This window comes from Streptococcus sp. 2106, from assembly GCF_013277315.1.
Lineage (GTDB): Bacteria > Bacillota > Bacilli > Lactobacillales > Streptococcaceae > Streptococcus > Streptococcus pseudopneumoniae.
Genome location: NZ_VMMS01000011.1, coordinates 1 through 19834 on the forward strand (window position 1 = coordinate 1; position 19834 = coordinate 19834).

The following is a 19834-nucleotide window of genomic DNA, read 5'->3' on the forward strand; positions in this document are numbered from 1 at the left end:
CGATGAATCTCTTAGGAGTTGTTCAATTTTTTGTGTTTCTTCGTTTGTAAGTTTCATAACTACTATTATAAGATGTTTTTTGATTTTAGTCCAGTATAAAGTGAGACAAGTAGAAACGGAAGAAGCTATATACTTCATAACTGTGAAAGAAGTATCATCTTCAGAAGAAGTATTTTCAAACCTCCTTGCTAAATAATAAAGTTATATAATAACTAAGACACACTATACCTAACATAATAAATATCCACAGCATTAAAAATATTATCATACCAATAAAAATATCCACTGCTAACTGAATAAATGTTCTAAAATTAACAAGCAAAAATAAAATCTCAAACGATGAAAAAAGCCATACTATATTTTCCAATGATGGCAAAAATAATACCCAAGAACAATACTATTAATTGTGTTTCTATAACAGTGAACTGCCCAATAGCAGATAAAAAAGCTACTCCTCCTGATAATAAGCAAAAACAAACTGAACGAATAAATGTTTTCGCTCTAATATTGTTATCTTTCACTTTATTATTTTTTTTACAAATTGGACATTCTCCGTTTTCCAGAACATATTTTTCTTGACTTAGAGCATGATTTCTCATATTATAAACGTAAGCGTTATCTATTAGGATTTCATTATAACATCCCAGAAATATTTTAATTATTAAATTAGTCATTATCCCTCCCAAAATAGCAGGCATCTCTGGTGTAGTCGGCCACTTTGTCTTATCAGATAAAGTGTACTTATTTATATCTTTGTTTATATTCCGACAACCAAAGCAAGAACCGATGGTAGGGATATATATATTATCAATAATAAGATAGCATCCATTAAACCCTCCTGATATGTAGGATATCTTATGCTATACAGCAAATTGATTGACATTTTTTATAATATCAATGGGCGTATCAATTGCTTTAACGATAAAATCTATACTCCCATATTCCGCAACAATTTTTTCTAATTCTTCTACTGAAGAAACTTTAATAGAAATAGGTACTACCTGAACATCTGAATTATACTTGTGTATTTTTTCAGAAAGAACATTAATCTTCTCCTTACCAACATCCGACTCTGTATAAAGAATTTGCCTATTTAAATTTGATGGTTCTATTATATCGTAATCAGCGACAATAAGTTTCCTCACTCCATACATACTTAGACTTAGATATATATAACATCCTAAGGCTCCTGCTCCTAATACTAATACTGTTTTATTCTGTATTTTATTATACTCTTCATTATAAAATAACGAATAGCAACCTTTAGTTCTAGAATATCTACTATCAATATCTATCTCATCCGAAATTAAAATTTGTTCATTTAATAGTTCAAATGTTAGTTTACTGCCTAATACTTCTTCTATCTCTAATAGTTCCTTACAACTATTAAATAGATCGTTGATAAATTCTTGCGAAATTTGAGGTTCTATAGCTATTTCCCGCATACTCCGACCACGCAAATACATTATACCTTCTTTTTTATAAGCAAAAACATAACTATTTACGTAGAACATATTTCGTCCTTCCTCTCATATATAATATAGAAAGCAGTATAGAAACAACCACCCCTCCTATACTACGAACAATAATATTAGGTGTCAAAAACTGTAATAGTTGACTCAAAGGGAAATAAATAATAACAAATGCTATTAAAAGTTGAACTATATATTGAAAATTCAAGTTATTATTGTTAGAATTCAAGTATCTTAAAATAATACCACTATCATACTGAAAAAAAGGAATTGAATTAATAAAAATCATACCTAAGTTAATGATAAAAAATAAGAGTCCAAGCAATTTATACGATGTGAACAATAAAACAAGTAAACCTGTAAGTGATAAAATCGAATTTGAAGCAATTCCTGCTAACATAATTTTCAAAAATTGTTTTTTATTTTTTAAGAATTGCACCCCACTTAAATCTACAAAAAAAGCCAAATTAAACAAAAGTAGCATTATTCCACAATTTGGGATCTCAATTTGATAATTATTAGCAATTATTGCATGACTAAATTCATGTATCGTTGCAGACATAATAACAACAAGCAACCAAAATAAAAGAATGTTTAGCGTTATTGGAAAGTTTTGGAAATTAGTCAAAATATCCGCCCTATAAATATACATAATAAAACATTGCAAAATAAGAGCCAATGGGAAAATACCAAATAGGATTTTTTCAAAATTCTTATTAAATCTTTTATAGTTTAATTTTTCAGATAATGTTATATTAAAGTCCCAAGATATTTTAAAAATATTTATCTTTTTTCGTGATTTCATAGAATCTATAAGTCCCATTTTACTAAGAACAATATAAAATCTTAAATAATATTTCTTCCCTACTAACACTAATAAGTCCGATATGGTAAATTCTTGACCTATTAGTTGCTCTAACCATTTTTTTCCTGTTTCCCAACTAATACATGTTTCTTACTGGATGGTATATATAGATGATACTGTCCCTCAGTCCGCAATCAATAAAATAATAACTAATTCTATTAATCTCTTGCTGCAAGACTAATACGGAAAATTCAAATGACTGTCTAAAATGAAATTGAAAAAGCTTAATGTTAGTAAATGAACAAACTTCAACAACCAGCAAGAGCAAGGATTGCTAAACCAAATCCGATACCTGTTGCAAGTCCAGCTGAAAAATCACTAACTGGTACTGAAATTTTTTCAATTTCCTCAAATAAAAAGTTATCTTGCATGATTATCACTCCCTATCTTTTTAACAATAGGCTACTCCAATTAAGAGAACTACCCCAGTTCCAAGTAAAACTCCCCCAAAATTCACCATCTGTAGAGGCTACGATTTCTTCAATTTCTTCAAATAAGAATACTTCATCTGACATATGTGTTACCTTCTTCATAAAAAATTATTTTGCAATCGATTACACTGCATAATGTAACATAAAGAAAAACAGATATCAAATATTAAACGTAAAAACTAGTCACTAAAGTACTATGAGAAAAAGGTAAAACCTAGCGACGCGATGAGCGCTGGGTCGTTTGGTTTCGATTGCTCTCTTCCTCTTGTTTTTTCTGTTCTTCTTCTAAACGTTTACGTTCTTCTTCCTGCCTTTTCTCAGCTTCTTCGGCCTCTTTTTTGGCTTTTTCTTCTGCTTCCATAATCAATTTATCCGCTACAGTGTAGCTGTAGATTCCAGCTTCCATATCGACCACACTTGGTTCTGACAATTGAGGTTTAATCTTGCTGTAATAAGGCAGTTTCTTACTCATTTCAGAAAGCGGAACCAAGACTTCGTCCGAATCATTCATGGTCAATCGAATTAAATCTGATGTGACCTTGCTTGGGGCTAGTTCCACCTTCTGGATAGCCGCCTTGAGTTCTGGACTAATTTGAGCAAGTTCTGAGACAAAAGCCTTGATTTGTTCACTATCATTAAAGAGAACTGATATATAAGTTTCTGGCAGACTGACCAAGCTCACAGCACTGGTCTCAAGCTGGCCACTGGAAAGAATAGGATAATGATTTTCTCCAGAAACATAGTAGGCCACAATATCGTATTCCTTGACCTTTATAGTAAACTTGGTTGGAAATTGATAGACAAGTTGAGCTGATTCAACCCAATAGTTAGACTTAATCTGCTCTTCATATTTTGCCTTGTCTAGCAGAAGGTTAATCGTATAATCCGAATCCTGAATGCCTGAAGCCTGTCGGATATCATCAGCCGTAGTGTGCACCGTTCCCTCAACACGGATATCCTTCATGATCGCATAAGGACTGAGTAGGTAGGCAGAGACAATCAATAAAAGCAGGCTTGGAAATAAAATCGTGAAGGCTCGCAAGATATGAAGGCCAGGAATCTTTGCTTTGGCTGGTTTTTCCTTTGTAGCCTTTCTAGCAAGCTTTTTGTCCCGGTCCTCGTCCTCTTTAGCCCCTGATTCTTCTATCTCTTCTTCCTCTTTGTCACCCTCTGAGGATTCTACTTTTTCTTCAGACTCTTCCTTAGCTGATTTTGAGTCTTTTGGATCAGATTCACTCTCTTGGTCCTCGGTTGCATCTGACTTTTCAGATTTTGAAGCCATTCGAGCTTGTCTTTCCTTTTCCTTCTCCTCAGCTAGGGCCGCCTCTTCCTCAGCCTTCTTTTTTAGGTATTCTTGGTTTCGTTTCTGCCATTCTGATAACTCTTTCAATTCTTCGAGGATTTCTTTGCCCTCATTTTTCTTATCTTTTGACATTTACTTTCCTTATGATAAATCTTTTTTCAACAATTGATAAAAATCTGTTAGAGATTTCAATTCCTTGGAAGCCTTCATCTTAGCTTGATAGTCTTCCTTGTAGCTTAGTAAGTGAGAAAGCTTCTCTTCCAAACTATCCAAGGTCAAATCGCTTTCTTGAAGCTCTTCTGCATAGCCTTTTTTTACAAAGTAAGCTGCATTTTCAATCTGGTCACCACGACTAGCTTCACGCCCAAGCGGCACAATGACATGTAATTTTGCCATGGACAAGAGCTCAAAAATCGTATTGGCACCACCTCGTGTCACAACAATATCAGCCAATTCCATCAAGGGTTGATAGAGATTGGTCACGTAATCAACACGAAAGAGATTTTGGCTCAATTCATTCAGGCTAGAATCTCCAGTTAGATTGATAATATTGTAGAATTCTGTCAGTTCTTTCTTATGGTCTGTCACCAATTGGTTAAAGACACGAGCTCCTGCAGAACCACCGACAAACAATACAGTTGGCAATTTGGGATTAAAGTGGGTTTGAATATCCACCAATTCATCTGGTTCTGGAGTTTTTTGGTCTGAAACCTTGGTCACTGCTCCCACATGCTCAACCTTAGACAAACTTGAAGCTTGCTCAAAGGTTGAATACATCTTCGTAGCAAATTTATAGGCGATTTTATTGGCCAAGCCCATAGACAGGTCAGATTCGTGAATAAAGACAGGCACTCCTGACACACGCGCAGCGATAACGGGCGGTACAGAGACAAAGCCTCCCTTTGAAAAAAGGGCCTGTGGACGAACTCGTAACATGATAAAGAGCGATTGGACAATTCCCCAACCAACTTTGAAGACGTCCAGCATATTTTGCCAAGAGAAATAACGACGTAATTTCCCAGTCGCAATGGAGTGGAAAGTGACATCCAAGCCTGACTTGAGGATTTCTTGGTGTTCAATACCACTCTTGTCCCCGATATAGTGGACTTCCCAGCCATCTTCGATGAACTTGGGCATTAACAAAAGATTGAGGGTAACGTGTCCCACCGTCCCCCCACCTGTAAAGACAATTTTTTTCATATTATTCCTTTAACTCCGCTACTGTGTCGATAAAGAGGTCGCCACGTACTTCAAAGTTAGCATACATATCCCAGCTGGCATTGGCTGGACTGAGAAGGACTACATCTCCTTGAGTCGCAAGTTCATAGGCCTTGCGGGTCGCATCTGCAATATCAGTCGCATCCACATAAGCCACACCAGCCTTGTCTGCTGCCCGTTTGACACGTTCGGCAGACTGACCAAGAATGACCATCTTCTTGAGTCCAGTAATATCTGGAACCAAATCGTCAAACTCATTGCCACGGTCTAAACCACCTGCAATCAAAATGACCTTGCTGTTGTCAAATCCTGACAAGGCTTTTTGAGTAGCCAAGATATTGGTTGACTTGCTATCATTATAGAATTTGACACCCTTGATTTCATCCACAAATTGGAGACGGTGTTTGACACCACCGAAGGCTGAAAGAGTTTCCTTGATGGTTTGATTGTCTACACCACGAAACTTGGCTACAGCAATAGTCGCAAGGGCATTTTCCACATTGTGGCTACCTGGAACTCCGATTTCATTCGCTGCCATGACCACTTCCCCACGGAAGTAGAGTTGACCATCTTCCAGATAAGCTCCATCAACCTTTTCCAGTGTTGAGAATGGTACAACGGTAGCTTGTGTTTTTCTTGCCAATTCCTTTGCCAAGTCTTGGTTAAAGTTCAATACAAGGAAATCAGCTGTTGTCATCTTGTTCTGGATATTCCACTTGGCTGCCACATATTCCTCAAAAGAACCGTGGTAGTCGATATGAGTTGGCATGAGGTTGGTAATAACCGCAATCTCAGGATGGAATTCTTGAACGCCCATGAGTTGGAAAGAAGAAAGTTCCATGACAAGCGTGTCCTTGTCTGTCGCTGTTTGAGCAACCTGACTGGCAGGATAGCCGATATTTCCTGATAAGAGACCATGTTGCCCAGCAGCAGTCAAAACTTCCCCAATCATGGTCGTTGTGGTTGTTTTTCCATTTGAACCTGTGATACCGATAATTGGTGCTTCAGAAATCAAATAAGCCAATTCCACCTCAGTCAAGACTGGAATTCCCTTGGCCAAAGCCTTTTCAATCATGGGATTGCTGTAGGGGATACCTGGATTTTTTACCATGAGGGCGAACTCTTCATCCAAGAGTTCCAAAGGATGGCCACCTGTAATGACCTTGATCCCTTCTTCCAGCAAACATTGGGCAGCTGGATTGTCCTCGAAAGGCTTCCCATCATTTACCGTTACAATAGCACCTAGCTTGTCCAACAAACGAGCTGCAGATTCACCAGACTTGGCTAAACCTAAAACAAGGACTTTCTTATTTTTAAATTGATCTATTACTTTCATGTCTCGAACTCCATTTCTACTCCTACTATTTTACCATTTTTATGGGAATAAAAAAGCCACAAAGTGTGTTTGTGACTCTTTCTTCTAACTGATACTCTTCGAAAATCTCTTCAAACCACGTCAGCTTCGCCTTGCCGTACTCAAGTACAGCCTGCGGCTAGCTTCCTAGTTTGCTTTTTGATTTTCATTGAGTATGAATCTTACCATATCATCTATGTGATAAATCGGTAACTCGAATAACTTGGTCCACTTGCTCCCAAATCAGAGGATTGTGGGTCGCAATAATAATAGTTCGATTCGGATTTTTTAAAGACTCTAGGATAGAAAGTAATTCCTCAGAGTTTTTGGGGTCTAAGGAAGCGGTTGGTTCATCTGCGAGGATCAAAGGTGGATCCTTTAAAATTATCTTCGCTAGTGCAACACGTTGTGCTTCTCCTCCTGATAATTCAAAGATAGGTTGCTTTAAATCTAAATAAGAGAGGTTAACACGGTTTAGAGCTTGTTTCATCAAAGAGATTTTCTCTTTTTCCTTCAACTTTTTACCAACTAAACCCAGATTGAGATTCTCTTTGACGGTTTGACTTTCAATTAATCCAAAATCTTGAAATAGGTATCCTAAGTAATCTCTAAAGAAAACAGAAGGCTTGATGTCCTTAAGAGAAGTACCATCATAGATGATTTGCCCTTTGTCATATGGCTCTAATCGTCCAATCATATTCAAAAGTGTTGTCTTACCACAGCCACTTGTACCGATTAAGGCATAAATTTTCCCACCTTCAAAATGAAGATTTGTATCTGAAAATAGCTGACGGCTTCCAAATTTTTTAGATATATTCTTTAGTTCAATCATCCTATTTTCCTTTCATAATTGTCATAGAAACACGAGATTCTTTCTGTGCTTGACGGTAAAGCGTCAAAACTGCACTAGCTAGAAAGACGAATAAAGTGAGCAAGCCAATTACCAAGTCTCTACTACGTAAAATAAAGAGACTAGCACCAAATACAAAACTGGCAAATTGACTAACCATATACTGAGCATGTGTTTCAAAAAATCGTAAACCTGAAATTCGTTTAATCAGAATATCTCGGCGGAATTGCTCGAAATATAGAAGATTGACAGAATAAAAGAGTAACAAGGAACTAGCTATCCCCACAATAGCTCCTAGGATTAAAGTTGCTGTTTCAGTTTGCACTTCATTATAACGAGTTAGATAAACACTTCTTCCTTCTTTAAGATAGGATACTTGCTCATAAATTCCAGCTTTCTTCAAGAGTTCTAGCCCACTCTCATATCCTTTGATAAAAAGTTGTTTTCCAGCATTGATAGACCAAACATATTTTGAAATGAAACTATCACCTGTAGATGTTGGAGTAAATACAACTAAAATCGGATCGGTTAAGTACTGAATGGATACTGGGCTTTCACCGTTATTATAAACAAATCGCTTTTCTCCAGTTGGAAGATAGCTAACAATCGCTCTCATTTCATACTCTAAAGGAGCACTTGCCTCCTCACTTGATTGCCCGTAATAGTTCAAACTTTCTTCAAAAGCTTTCTTAAGTTCTGCTTCCTGTGAACGAAGAGATTCTGGTAGTAAGAGTCCAAATTCTCCTTTTTGAAGATGGACTAACTTCTGTTTGGTCTCAGCATCTACCACGACCTGTTCCTTGTCCAAATAACTTGGACTGACATAGAGAACATTAGCATCTGGACTATAGGTATCCAGTGTCTCTCCCTGTTCATTTTTTCCTTGAGGATTTGCAAAATGAATGAGATTATCTTTTACAAATAGAGCCTGTTCTTGTTCAACTGCTTCTTTGGAAAATTCATACCACTTGCTCTGATTTTCTGTATCTTTTCCTCTATCACCTAAGCCAAAAGAAATTTGATAATAGTCTGCTCTGTCCTTCCACGCTTGTTTTGAAATTTCAAGTTCTTTCAATCGTTGGTAAGACGTCAAGCCCGTCTTAACAGCGTAGCCTACTGTAAAAACAGCTACTAACTGACACAATAGGGTTAAAGCCATCAAGCGTTTAAGGGGTAATCTCCCCTTAATAACAGGAACTAATGCTTTATAACTCAAACTCATTAGATAAAGGAGCATTAGTAAAATTGAAATACCCAATAAAAACAACAGATAGAAACTAATCCCAAAACCATAGGTGGCTAACAAGATAGGATAAAACAAACCTTGACTAAAAAGAACGACTCCCCCACCTAGGAAGGAAAGGAGGGCTGATAGAAGGAGCCACTTGATATCAGTCGATAAAGAATGCCCCATGATGGATAAGAGAGTCTGACCAGAAAAGAGTTTTATACCTGCTGCTCTCATTTCCTTAATCCGAGTGATAATCACTAGAGCAAAGAAAGATAAGCCAAATATTGCTAAACTAATTAAAATAAGGGGATTTAGTAACATTCGAAAAGCAAGAGAACAGGGAGGTGTCTTTCGGTCAGCAATTGCTTTATAACCCAAATCTCCTAATTTATCGGCAAGCTTTTCTTTCGTCAAGGAGCCTGACAAAAGGAGATAACTATTTAGCGGATCACTACGTTCACGACTTTCTTGGCTAGCTTCTTGGAATTCTTTTGGTAAAGTTCCCTGACCATAAGTTGCATAAGTAAAGTGAGTCGTCCCATCCTTACTCGGCTCTACAATTCTTCTAGCTATTAAACTCTGTTCTGAGTTTGCAAAATTCTCCAATTCCTGTTCAAATACCTCACGCGTCGGTTCCTGAGTATCCTTTTTGACACGAAGTAAAGTAACGGAATCATAGCTTGCATATAAATATTGTGGCGCACGTAAGACAATAATCCAAGCAAGGAAGAAGCTGAGAAAAAAAGTTGATAGTAATATGAATAGTTTCTTCATAGTAGACTCCTTGTAAACAAAATTCCCCCCTGTAATTTCTTACAAGGGGAATTATCTAAGAAAACTAAATATTAGTCATAGTCATAGTAAAATGCTACTTGTTCCCCAAATTTAGTCCAAATCCAAGCCTCTGAAGTTTTCCCTGCAACTGCTGTTCCTTTATCTGAATGACTATCCCATTTACTTACAAGAGAAGAAGAATGATATTTTTTACCATGATAGTAATTTGAAAAAGCCCAACCACCTCCTGAACCTTCTCCATATGTCCATACTCCTCCATCTGGATATTGTACAGCAGCTGATGCAGCTCCCAATAATGTAAAGCTTGAAATAAGAGCTAGAGCAAGTAATCTATGTTTTTTCGTTTTCATTTTATTTTTCCTTTCAAAAAAAGCACACCCTGAGCAACAATGCAACAAAATAAATCCTCCTCTCTCTTTTTTTGAAACCGATTTCTTATATAATAAGAATAGCATTTTTATTATTTGTTGTCAAGGAAAAAATCGAATTTTTTAGATATTTTACTATATTACCTTTATGAATAATATTTTTATATTACCTATATGAATAATATTATATAGTAGTTTTATTTCAAAATAATATGCAACCAGTACTAACCAAATATAAAATAGATGTCATTGACAAATTTTATTCAAGTTTTTCCCATTCATATTATCCAAGTAAAAGAGATGATGTTATAGTAAAAAAACAATTCAAACTATTGTAAAATTCCTACCAAAAAAAGAGAGCCAAAACTCTCTTTTTTATCTTCTTTTACCTTTTTTGACTGGCATGAGTGTGATGTCTCTCACACTAAAGTAAGCTAGGATTAACATGGCTATTGCTAGGAACATTTCTGTTGGTAATTGAAAAATTTTCAGAAAAGATAGAGCCAACAAAACCAAAAGTGCCACTAAAATACATACCATAGCGACGATATTGACTGTCCCTTTAATACTTTCTGGTGTCGCAAATACATAGAGTAGGAGCAGTAAAATCCCTAGGACTAAATAGACCATCTTTCTCTCTTTCTAGCTCTTATTCAGCTGATTTTTTCTTCTTGTTAGCTTTCTCACGCTCTGCCTTGTTAAGGATTTGTTTACGCAAACGGATAGACTCAGGCGTTACTTCCATGTACTCATCGTCGTTCAAGAACTCAAGAGACTCTTCAAGTGTCAAGATACGAGGAGTCTTGATAACAGCTGTTTGGTCCTTAGTAGCTGAACGAACGTTGGTCATTTGCTTCGCCTTAGTGATGTTAACTGTCAAGTCGTTTTCACGAGAGTTTTCACCGATGATCATTCCTTCGTAAACTTCAGTACCTGGGTTGACAAAGATAGTACCGCGTTCTTCGATAGACATGATAGAGTAAGTTGTAGCCTTACCAGCATCGATAGAAACAAGGGCACCACGGTGACGACCACCAATTTCACCTGGAATCAATGGCAAGTATTGGTCAAAGGTATGGTTCATGATACCGTAACCACGAGTCATTGACAAGAACTCAGTTGAGTATCCAATCAAACCACGCGCTGGAACAAGGAAGACCAAACGAGTTTGACCATTACCAGTTGAAATCATATCCAACATTTCACCCTTACGTTCAGAAAGGCTTTGGATAACAGATCCTTGGTATTCTTCTGGAGTGTCGATTTGTACACGCTCAAATGGCTCACATTTAACACCGTCGATTTCTTTTACGATAACTTCTGGACGAGATACTTGAAGTTCATATCCCTCACGACGCATTGTTTCGATAAGGATTGACAAGTGCAATTCTCCACGTCCTGAAACAGTCCATTTATCTGGTGAATCAGTTGGGTCAACACGAAGGGAAACGTCTGTTTGCAATTCTGCCTGCAAGCGTTCTTCCACCTTACGAGAAGTTACCCATTTACCTTCTTTACCAGCAAATGGTGAGTTGTTGACCAAGAAAGTCATTTGAAGAGTTGGCTCATCGATGTGTAGAATTGGAAGAGCTTCAACTGCGTCTGTAGGAGTAATGGTTTCACCGACAAAGATGTCTTCCATACCTGAAACGGCAATCAAGTCACCTGCTTTTGCTTCTTGGATTTCACGACGTTCCAAACCAAAGAAACCGAAGAGTTTTGTAACACGGAAGTTTTTAGTTGTGCCGTCAAGTTTAGAAAGGGTAACTTGGTCCCCAACTTTAACAGTACCACGGAAGACACGACCGATACCAATACGTCCAACGAAGTCATTGTAGTCCAAAAGTGATACTTGGAACTGCAAAGGCTCATCTGAGTTATCTACTGGAGCCGGGATGTGGTCGATAATTGTGTCAAAGATTGGTGCCATAGTAGCTTCTTGGTCAGCTGGATCATCTGACAATGAAGAAGTTCCGTTGATCGCTGAAGCATAGACAACTGGGAAGTCAAGCTGGTCATCATCTGCACCAAGCTCGATGAAAAGTTCCAAGACTTCGTCCACTACTTCAGCTGGACGAGCTGACGGTTTATCGATTTTGTTGACAACCACGATTGGGACAAGATCTTGTTCCAAAGCTTTTTTCAATACGAAACGAGTCTGTGGCATTGTTCCTTCGTAGGCATCTACGACCAAGACAACACCGTCAACCATTTTCATGATACGCTCAACTTCTCCACCGAAGTCCGCGTGTCCTGGTGTGTCCATGATGTTGATACGAGTTCCGTTGTAGGCAACGGCTGTATTTTTGGCAAGGATGGTAATTCCACGCTCTTTTTCGATATCGTTTGAGTCCATAGCACGCTCTGCCAATTCAGTACGTGCATCAAGCGTTTCTGATTGTTTCAATAATTCGTCAACAAGGGTTGTTTTACCGTGGTCAACGTGGGCGATAATCGCAATGTTACGGATATCTTCTCTTAATTTTGTCATGATTTCCTCTATAATATTCAAAATTTATTTTCTAACTGAACGATTATACCATAATTTCAAGCAAATAACATAATTCAAGCAAGTGTAAATGTTTTCACTCCGCTTTTCTTTTCACGTCAAGCCTTTTCAAAGCAAGCGACTTATGATAAGATAGGCACAGTATGCGTTTAGATAATTTATTAGCCCAAGAAAAAGTTAGCCGAAAGGCCATGAAGCAAGCACTCCTCAGAGGGGAAATTCTAGTCGATGGTTGCCCAGCCCGCTCCCTAGCTCAAAATATCGATACAGGACTACAAGAACTCCTTTTTCAGGATCGAATCATTCAAGGCTATGAACACACCTATCTTATGCTTCATAAACCTGCTGGTGTCGTGACAGCCAACAAAGACAAGGAACTTCCGACCGTCATGGACCTGCTTCCATCTGACATCCAGTCTGACAAGCTCTATGCCGTTGGCCGACTGGACCGAGATACAACGGGACTCCTCCTCTTGACCGATAACGGTCCCTTGGGCTTTCAGCTCCTCCATCCCCAATATCATGTCGATAAGACTTATCAAGTTGAAGTCAATGGACTTCTAACACCTGACCATATCCAAGTCTTTCAAAAGGGAATTGTCTTTTTAGATGGTACTGTCTGTAAACCTGCAAGACTAGAAATTCTATCTGCAAGTCCTTCCCTCAGTCGAGCCTCTATTACCATTTCAGAGGGGAAATTTCATCAGGTAAAAAAAATGTTCCTCTCAGTTGGTGTCAAGGTAACCTCACTCAAACGCACTCATTTTGGACCTTGGATCTTGGATGAGAATCTTCAAGAGGGAGACTATCGACCCCTAAACTCAGAAGAGTTGGCAAGCATTCGTGAATTTCTTAGAAAAAGTGGTTAAAAAATGAGCTCGGAAACATCCAAGCTCGTTTTCTTATTTCTCAACTTTGACTTTCCCTTTCCAAGAATCCAATCCATAAGAAAGGATATAAATCTCAGAAAAACCTTGTTTTTTCAAGTAAAGGGCTGCATTTGTAACACGCTGCGCACGTTGATTTTCGTAAAGAAGGACAGCTTTATCTTTACGAAGAGCTGCAAGACTAGTCTTCAACTGACTTGAAGGAATATTGCGAGCCCCAAGAATATGTTTTCTGTGGAATTCTGCTGGATCGCGCAAATCAATCAATTGACCCGTACGAATCAAGGCTTCAAACTCCTCATTGTCTACAATTTTAGCCGCACGGCGAATACGAAGATAGTTAAAGCCCATCCAGGCCAACATTGCTAGTATAAGTGCCCACAAAATCCAAGTAACCATTAGTTCTTTTCTCCATTTTTCTCAATATAATCCAATTCTACCTTGTGCTCTCTGCGAAGAACCGCTTCCGCTTCCAGATAGTCTAATTTGTCCATCAACCCTGCATCGTAAATCCGAGAGAGTTCCAACTTCATCAGTTCAATATCATATAAGCGTTTTCCCATATAAACAATAATACCAAATCGTTTGAGGAATTGCTGCACATCATAGAATGTTTTCATAAGACTCATTCTAGCAAAATTTTGTGTTTTTTTCAAGAAGAGAATCACACAATCCCCCTGATTTTCCTATCTTCTTTGGCGATTCTGACGCAAGTGTGGTACAATAAAAACATGAGAATTCAACAATTACACTATATTATCAAAATCGTCGAAACTGGCTCCATGAATGAGGCAGCCAAGCAACTCTTTATCACTCAGCCAAGTCTTTCCAATGCTGTGAGAGACTTGGAAAATGAAATGGGTATTGAAATCTTTATCCGCAATCCCAAGGGGATTACCTTGACCCGTGATGGGATGGAGTTCCTCTCCTACGCTCGTCAGGTTGTCGAGCAAACTCAGCTTCTGGAGGAACGCTATAAAAATCCTGTCGCCCACCGTGAACTCTTTAGCGTTTCGTCTCAACACTATGCCTTTGTGGTCAATGCCTTTGTATCGCTACTCAAGAAAAGCGATATGGAAAAATACGAGCTCTTCCTTCGTGAAACTCGTACTTGGGAAATTATCGACGACGTCAAGAACTTCCGTAGTGAGGTCGGTGTCCTCTTTTTGAACAGCTACAACCGTGATGTTTTAACCAAAATGCTGGATGACAATCACCTGCTGGCTCACCATCTCTTCACAGCGCAACCACATATCTTTGTCAGCAAGACCAACCCTCTGGCAAAGAAAGACAAGGTCAAACTGTCTGATTTGGAGAATTTCCCTTACCTCAGCTATGACCAAGGGACACACAACTCCTTCTACTTTTCAGAAGAAATTCTTTCTCAAGAACACCACAAGAAATCTATCGTAGTCAGCGACCGTGCTACCCTCTTTAATCTCTTGATTGGTCTGGACGGATACACGATCGCAACAGGGATTTTGAACAGCAACCTCAACGGAGACAATATCGTTTCTATCCCACTGGATATTGATGACCCAATTGAGCTGGTCTATATCCAGCATGAAAAAACCAGCCTATCCAAGATGGGCGAACGCTTTATCGACTATCTACTAGAAGAAGTTCAGTTTGATAGTTGAGAAATGATAAGAACCAATATGTAGGCTAGCAACAACCTACGCATTGGTTCTTTTTACTTATAATTAAAAGTCTCCCCTGCCAACTTATCAGCTAGCTTGGGAAAGAGGGTATAAAACTTATGGGCTAGGTTCAACAACATCGGTAGATTGAGTTCTCGTTTGTTTTTTCCTATAATCTTGACAATCTTTTTAGCCACTGCATCTGGTTCCAATAGAAAACGGTCAACCGACTTGAGATAGGTTCCATCTGGGTCAGCCTGATCAAAAAATCCTGTACGGATTGGTCCTGGATTGACCGTCGTTACATAAACACCGTAGGACATGAGTTCTAGGCGCAGAGCATTTGAAAAACCAATAGCCGCAAACTTAGTCGCTGAGTAAAGACTGGACTTGCCAGTAGCAATCAAACCTGCCATACTAACAATATTGATGATATGGCCTTTTCGACTTTCCTTCATTCGAGCCGCAAGGCGACGAGACAGATTCATTAGGGCAAAGGTATTGACCTCGAACATCTGATGAATATCTTGGTCAGAAATCTGGTCAAATTCCCCAAAAATCCCGTAACCAGCGTTGTTTATCAAAACATCAATCTCGCCGTAGCGGTGATAAAGGTCTACCACCAGAGTTTCTAAGGCTGAATCATCGGTAATATCGATTTCAATCAATTCTGCACGGGGATGGTTTCCGTAGAGTTTGGCTAATTTTTCCTTATTTCGACCAAGCAAGATGAGTTGAGCATTTGGCAGAAGTTTGACCATTTCTTGGGCTAGACCACCGCTAGCCCCGGTAATGAGAATAGTAGGCATACTTATCCTTTCTGTGACTGCTAGATTTCCACTTCTTCCAAATCCTTGACCACATGGACATTTTCAAAGACACTAGCAGCGTCTTTTTTGAGCTTGCTGATATCTTTTGAGAGGAAACGGGCACTGATATGGTTGAGCAGAAGGCGTTTGGCACCTGCTTCCACCGCTACTTGTGCAGCTTGCATGTTAGTAGAGTGACCATGATTACGAGCAATTATTTCATCGCCCTTGCCATAAGTGGACTCATGAACTAGGACATCGGCATTGACAGCCAGACGCACACTGGCATTGGTTTTTCGGGTGTCACCAAGAATGGTAATAATCTTACCTGGACGGGGAGCTGAGATATAGTCAGCTGCCTTGATTTCAGTCCCATCTTCGAGAACTACATCCTGGCCGTTTTTGATTTTCCCAAAAAGTGGGCCAAATGGGACACCTGCCGCCTTGAGTTTTTCAGCATCCAGCGTTCCTTCCAAATCCTTTTGCATGACACGGTAACCAACACAGAAAATAGTGTGATCCAATTCTTCCGCGTACACAGTGAATTTATCGGTCTCAAGGATTTTTCCTAGAGAATCTTGGTCAAATTCATGAAAATGAATGCGGTAAGGCAAGCGCGAACCTGACACACGAAGGCTGGTTAAGACAAATGACTTGATTCCTTGCGGTCCATAGATTTCCAAATCTGTCTGCTCTTCATTGGCCTGAAAAGCACGGCTAGAAAGGAAACCTGGCAAGCCAAAAATGTGGTCTCCATGCAAGTGAGTGATAAAGATTTTGCTGACCTTACGTGGTCGAATCGTGGTTTCAAGAATACGATTTTGCGTACCTTCTCCACAGTCAAAGAGCCAGACTTCGTTAATCTCATCCAAAAGTTTCAGGGCGAGACTGGAGACATTGCGGGCTTTAGAGGGCTGACCAGCCCCTGTTCCTAAAAATTGAATATCCATTCGATACTTTCTAATTAATCAATATATAACATGGCTGTGCGGTTTTCCGATCGGAAATAGCGCTTGCCAGAAAAAGCTGTAGCTTCCTGTAATAACTCCTCTTGACTGTAGCCTTTGAGACGTTTACGACCATCAGCCAAATTTTCCAAATCAGTCAAAGCTGTAAGATTTTCCACGCTAACAACTTCCTCATCTCCAACAGGCTTCATGTTAATCTTACCAGACTCCTCAAAGACAAGCTGATGGGGAAAAATTTGTGCAATTTCAAAAAGCAAGTCATCTGAAATCTTCTCTTCATTCTCAGAGAAAATCCGACCCAGACCCTCACTCTCATAACAAAAACCAAAGGATTTACTAGACAGGTTTAGGCGAATAAAGGGCTTGTTTTCTAAGGTGAAACTGGGTTCAGCATTGTAAAGATTCAGTTCTTGACTAAGTTCTGCAAAATAATCCGTCGCTGCTTCAGGACTCTTTTTCTGATAGAGTTCTGCAAAGTAAGCATTGACCACGCTAGGTGGAGGGGTAATGAGGGCTAGTTGCTCCTGCTCTGTTTTACCAGCTAGAAGCTGATCCAGATAGGCCTTATCCAGACTTGTATAGCCCCCATATTTTAGAGCCAACGTTTTAATATCAGTCATAAAATTCCTCTAACCTCCATTTATTTTTCTCGGAAATGTAGCCTCTAATCACTTCGCCGTCCTCCTGATAATCGCGTTCTTGCAAAATCGCAACACTTTCTAAATCATGAATCTTGTAGGACTTTGAAAAAGGCACACGCAGAGTAAAAGATTCAAAAATATCCTTGATTTTCTCTAGCAGTAAAGCCTGCAAATTCTCACGACTATCCTCCGACTTGGCAGAAATGAGGGCATAAGGCGTTTGGGTAGGCGTGAAATCCTCCACCAAATCCGCTTTATTATAAAGCGTCAAGTGAGGAATATCTTCCATGTCCAGGTCTTTCATGATGGAGAGAACCGTTTTTTCATGCTCCTCGTGGTAAGGATTGCTGGCATCGATAACATGAACCAGAAGGTCCACATGCTTGCTTTCTTCCAAGGTTGACTTGAAACTGGACACCAGCTCTGTCGGCAAATCTTGGATAAAGCCAACGGTATCTGTCAAAGTTACTTGGAGATTGCCTCCCAGATGGATACTCTTAGTCGTCGCATCTAGAGTCGCAAAGAGCTCGTCCGCTTCATACTGAGTCTTACTGATCAAGGTGTTCATGATGGTTGATTTTCCAGCATTGGTGTAACCAATCAAACCAATCTTAAAGGTGCTTGACTCCAAACGTTTTTCTCTGACAGTCGCCCGATTTTTCTCAACCACCTTGAGCTGGCGCTCGATATCTGTGATTTGATTGCGAACGCTACGACGATTCAGCTCCAGCTGGCTTTCACCAGGTCCACGGGAACCAATTCCCCCTGCCTGACGGCTGAGCATAATTCCCTGACCAACCAAGCGAGGCAAGAGATATTTGAGCTGGGCTAGGTGGACTTGGAGTTTCCCTTCATGGCTTCGAGCCCGCATGGCAAAGATATCCAAAATCAACTGCATACGGTCAATGACCTTAACACCGAGAACTTCTTCTAGATTGACATTTTGCCGTGGGGTCAGACGGTTGTTGACGATGACAGTGGTGATTTCTTCTGCATCCACCATAAGCGCAATTTCTTCCAACTTACCAGAGCCGACGAAGGTCTTGGAATCATATTTTTCACGTTTTTGTCTGTAGCTATCTACAACGACTGCCCCAGCCGTTTTCGCTAAACTGGCCAATTCTTCCATGGAGAGGTCAAAATTGTCCATGCCCTGCAATTCCACACCTATGAGCAGGACTCGCTCCTCTTTTTTTTCCGTATCAATCATCTAAAAACTCCTCTATCTGGCTTAAAATGCGGTCTTGCACACCAGCTTCTCCAATCTGATAAAAGGTGACCTGCATGCGATTACGGAACCAGGTCAACTGACGCTTGGCAAAACGACGAGTAGCCTGTTTGAGACTCTCACTAGCTTCCTCCAAGGTCTGCTCTCCACGGAAGTAAGGAAAAAGTTCCTTGTAGCCAATTCCTTTAGCAGCCTGCACATCAGGGTAATGGTCAAAGAGCCACTTAGCCTCATCCAAAAGCCCAGCCTCAAACATCAAATCCACGCGGCGATTGATACGTTCATATAATTGACTGCGCTCATCATCCAAGCAGATAATCAATGGTTCATACAAGGTCTCTTGATTTTCCAATTCCTGACCAAAATGGGCAATTTCCAAGGCACGCATCGCACGACGACGATTAAACTGAGGAATTTTAAGGTCTGCTTGCTCCACCAGATGAGCTAATTCCTCATCTGTATAAGGCTCCAAGCTAGCCCGATAGGCCAAAATCTCCTCATGGGGAGTCTCCCCACCTAGGTGGTAACCTTCTAGCAAGCTCTGGATATAAAGTCCAGTCCCACCAGCGATAATGGCCAGCTTGCTACGGCTGTGAATATCCTCAATAGCCATCTTAGCTTCTGAAACAAAATCAAAAGCCGAGTAAGACTCGGTTACCTCTCTAACATCGATTAAATGATGAGGAACAGTTTCCTGCTCTTCTGGACTAGCCTTAGCCGTCCCAATATCAAGTCCTCGATAGACTTGCTGACTATCACCGCTAACCACTTCGCCATTAAAACGCTTGGCCACTTCAATGGCAAGGGCTGTTTTTCCAACAGCAGTCGGTCCAACAATCACAATTATTTTTGTTTTCATCTTTTTTCCTTGAAAAATTCCCATTTTTTCGTTACTATTATTATAACACAAAAAGGTCAGTCAGAAAAATGTGACCTCTTGAGGGGGCTGGCTGATTAAGAAGATAAAGGAGGAAGACTCATGGCTAAAGGATTCGCTAAAGGTCTTGTAACAGGTGTCGCAGGAACTGTTGCTGCCGTTGCAGGTGCAGTATACGCATTTAAAAAGAAAGTAATCGAACCAGAAGAGCAAAAAGCAGCTTTCATCGAAGAAAACCGTAAAAAAGCAGCTCGCCGTCGCGTGTCACGTTAAGAAACAAAAGAAGTTGGGATTCATTGTCTCAACTTCTTTTTCTATTCTTTTATACTCAATGAAAATCAAAGAGCAAACTAGGAAGCTAGCCGCAGATTGCTCAAAGCACTGCTTT

The 19834-nt window shown here is 39.6% G+C and carries 23 protein-coding genes and 1 pseudogene; 4 read left to right on the forward strand and 20 right to left on the reverse strand.

What is annotated here, in order from left to right:
- Window positions 1–97: 97 nt before the first annotated feature.
- Window positions 98–181 (forward strand): annotated as a pseudogene (locus HT723_RS11390) (tRNA (guanine-N1)-methyltransferase); the annotation flags it as partial.
- Window positions 182–332: 151 nt separating this feature from the next.
- Here HT723_RS11390 and HT723_RS11395 read toward each other — a convergent pair.
- The 13 genes from HT723_RS11395 to typA form a co-directional block, all read right to left on the reverse strand.
- Entirely contained in the window at window positions 333–674 is a 342-nt protein-coding gene (locus HT723_RS11395; protein ID WP_226373107.1) for a hypothetical protein, read from the reverse strand.
- Window positions 675–860: 186 nt separating this feature from the next.
- Window positions 861–1514 carry a ThiF family adenylyltransferase gene (locus tag HT723_RS11400; RefSeq protein ID WP_240154931.1) on the reverse strand — a complete coding sequence of 218 codons (654 nt, stop codon included), beginning with the start codon at window positions 1512–1514 and terminating at the stop codon, window positions 861–863.
- Window positions 1498–2295, reverse strand: coding sequence for a peptidase M50 (locus tag HT723_RS01355; protein ID WP_044792729.1), 798 nt, complete (start codon window positions 2293–2295; stop codon window positions 1498–1500). Before HT723_RS01355 ends, HT723_RS11400 begins: the two co-directional genes overlap by 17 nt.
- A 290-nt stretch (window positions 2296–2585) precedes the next feature.
- Window positions 2586–2708 carry a hypothetical protein gene (locus HT723_RS11775; RefSeq protein ID WP_001153673.1) on the reverse strand — a complete coding sequence of 41 codons (123 nt, stop codon included), beginning with the start codon at window positions 2706–2708 and terminating at the stop codon, window positions 2586–2588.
- Window positions 2709–2720: 12 nt separating this feature from the next.
- Window positions 2721–2852 carry a hypothetical protein gene (locus HT723_RS11780; RefSeq protein WP_007284949.1) on the reverse strand — a complete coding sequence of 44 codons (132 nt, stop codon included), beginning with the start codon at window positions 2850–2852 and terminating at the stop codon, window positions 2721–2723.
- Between the two features lie 130 nt (window positions 2853–2982).
- Window positions 2983–4203 carry a cell division protein FtsQ/DivIB gene (locus HT723_RS01360; protein WP_172934476.1) on the reverse strand — a complete coding sequence of 407 codons (1221 nt, stop codon included), beginning with the start codon at window positions 4201–4203 and terminating at the stop codon, window positions 2983–2985.
- Window positions 4204–4212: 9 nt separating this feature from the next.
- Window positions 4213–5271 (reverse strand): UDP-N-acetylglucosamine--N-acetylmuramyl-(pentapeptide) pyrophosphoryl-undecaprenol N-acetylglucosamine transferase, encoded by a 1059-nt coding sequence (locus HT723_RS01365; RefSeq protein WP_172934478.1) that lies wholly within the window; start codon window positions 5269–5271, stop codon window positions 4213–4215.
- 1 nt (window position 5272) lies between these two features.
- Window positions 5273–6625, reverse strand: coding sequence for a UDP-N-acetylmuramoyl-L-alanine--D-glutamate ligase (murD, locus tag HT723_RS01370; RefSeq protein ID WP_172934480.1), 1353 nt, complete (start codon window positions 6623–6625; stop codon window positions 5273–5275).
- A 208-nt stretch (window positions 6626–6833) separates the two neighbouring features.
- A complete protein-coding gene (locus HT723_RS01375) occupies window positions 6834–7475 on the reverse strand; it encodes an ABC transporter ATP-binding protein (RefSeq protein ID WP_000571283.1) in 642 nt (213 codons plus the stop codon).
- A 1-nt stretch (window position 7476) separates the two neighbouring features.
- Window positions 7477–9498, reverse strand: coding sequence for a bacteriocin-associated integral membrane family protein (locus HT723_RS01380; RefSeq protein WP_172934482.1), 2022 nt, complete (start codon window positions 9496–9498; stop codon window positions 7477–7479).
- Between the two features lie 71 nt (window positions 9499–9569).
- Window positions 9570–9869, reverse strand: coding sequence for a lactococcin 972 family bacteriocin (locus HT723_RS01385; protein WP_000850382.1), 300 nt, complete (start codon window positions 9867–9869; stop codon window positions 9570–9572).
- A gap of 393 nt (window positions 9870–10262) precedes the next feature.
- Window positions 10263–10517: a DUF3165 family protein gene (locus HT723_RS01390; protein ID WP_000262804.1), complete on the reverse strand. Its 255-nt coding sequence runs from the start codon at window positions 10515–10517 to the stop codon at window positions 10263–10265.
- Between the two features lie 19 nt (window positions 10518–10536).
- Entirely contained in the window at window positions 10537–12378 is a 1842-nt protein-coding gene (gene typA, locus HT723_RS01395; protein WP_000164111.1) for a translational GTPase TypA, read from the reverse strand.
- 161 nt (window positions 12379–12539) lie between these two features.
- Here typA and HT723_RS01400 point away from each other — a divergent pair, with 161 nt between their 5' ends.
- A complete protein-coding gene (locus tag HT723_RS01400; protein WP_172934484.1) occupies window positions 12540–13265 on the forward strand; it encodes a 16S rRNA pseudouridine(516) synthase in 726 nt (241 codons plus the stop codon).
- Window positions 13266–13298: 33 nt separating this feature from the next.
- Here HT723_RS01400 and HT723_RS01405 read toward each other — a convergent pair whose 3' ends face one another.
- Together HT723_RS01405 and HT723_RS01410 are read right to left on the reverse strand one after the other, a co-directional pair.
- Complete coding sequence (locus tag HT723_RS01405; protein ID WP_172934486.1) at window positions 13299–13682, reverse strand: rhodanese-like domain-containing protein; 384 nt, start codon at window positions 13680–13682, stop codon at window positions 13299–13301.
- The gene (locus tag HT723_RS01410; RefSeq protein WP_020901947.1) at window positions 13682–13951 is read right to left on the reverse strand and encodes a YqgQ family protein; all 270 of its coding nucleotides are present in this window, start codon (window positions 13949–13951) and stop codon (window positions 13682–13684) included. The genes HT723_RS01405 and HT723_RS01410 overlap by 1 nt, the downstream gene beginning before the upstream one ends.
- Before the next feature lie 63 nt (window positions 13952–14014).
- Between HT723_RS01410 and HT723_RS01415 the strand changes: the two genes are divergently transcribed.
- A complete protein-coding gene (locus HT723_RS01415) occupies window positions 14015–14923 on the forward strand; it encodes a LysR family transcriptional regulator (protein WP_001222592.1) in 909 nt (302 codons plus the stop codon).
- Window positions 14924–14976: 53 nt separating this feature from the next.
- Here HT723_RS01415 and HT723_RS01420 read toward each other — a convergent pair whose 3' ends face one another.
- Genes HT723_RS01420 through miaA form a run of 5 tightly spaced genes read right to left on the reverse strand, consistent with a single transcriptional unit; the run spans window position 14977 to window position 19428 of the window.
- Complete coding sequence (locus HT723_RS01420) at window positions 14977–15732, reverse strand: SDR family oxidoreductase (protein ID WP_166731057.1); 756 nt, start codon at window positions 15730–15732, stop codon at window positions 14977–14979.
- 20 nt (window positions 15733–15752) lie between these two features.
- Window positions 15753–16682, reverse strand: coding sequence for a ribonuclease Z (rnz, locus tag HT723_RS01425; protein ID WP_172934488.1), 930 nt, complete (start codon window positions 16680–16682; stop codon window positions 15753–15755).
- Between the two features lie 14 nt (window positions 16683–16696).
- Window positions 16697–17320, reverse strand: coding sequence for a cystathionine beta-lyase (locus HT723_RS01430; protein WP_050223109.1), 624 nt, complete (start codon window positions 17318–17320; stop codon window positions 16697–16699).
- Window positions 17313–18551 (reverse strand): GTPase HflX, encoded by a 1239-nt coding sequence (hflX, locus tag HT723_RS01435; RefSeq protein WP_172934490.1) that lies wholly within the window; start codon window positions 18549–18551, stop codon window positions 17313–17315. The genes HT723_RS01430 and hflX overlap by 8 nt, the downstream gene beginning before the upstream one ends.
- Window positions 18544–19428: a tRNA (adenosine(37)-N6)-dimethylallyltransferase MiaA gene (miaA, locus tag HT723_RS01440; RefSeq protein WP_031222742.1), complete on the reverse strand. Its 885-nt coding sequence runs from the start codon at window positions 19426–19428 to the stop codon at window positions 18544–18546. The genes hflX and miaA overlap by 8 nt, the downstream gene beginning before the upstream one ends.
- Before the next feature lie 120 nt (window positions 19429–19548).
- Between miaA and HT723_RS01445 the strand changes: the two genes are divergently transcribed.
- The gene (locus HT723_RS01445) at window positions 19549–19719 is read left to right on the forward strand and encodes a DUF3042 family protein (RefSeq protein WP_001051780.1); all 171 of its coding nucleotides are present in this window, start codon (window positions 19549–19551) and stop codon (window positions 19717–19719) included.
- Window positions 19720–19834: the final 115 nt, after the last annotated feature.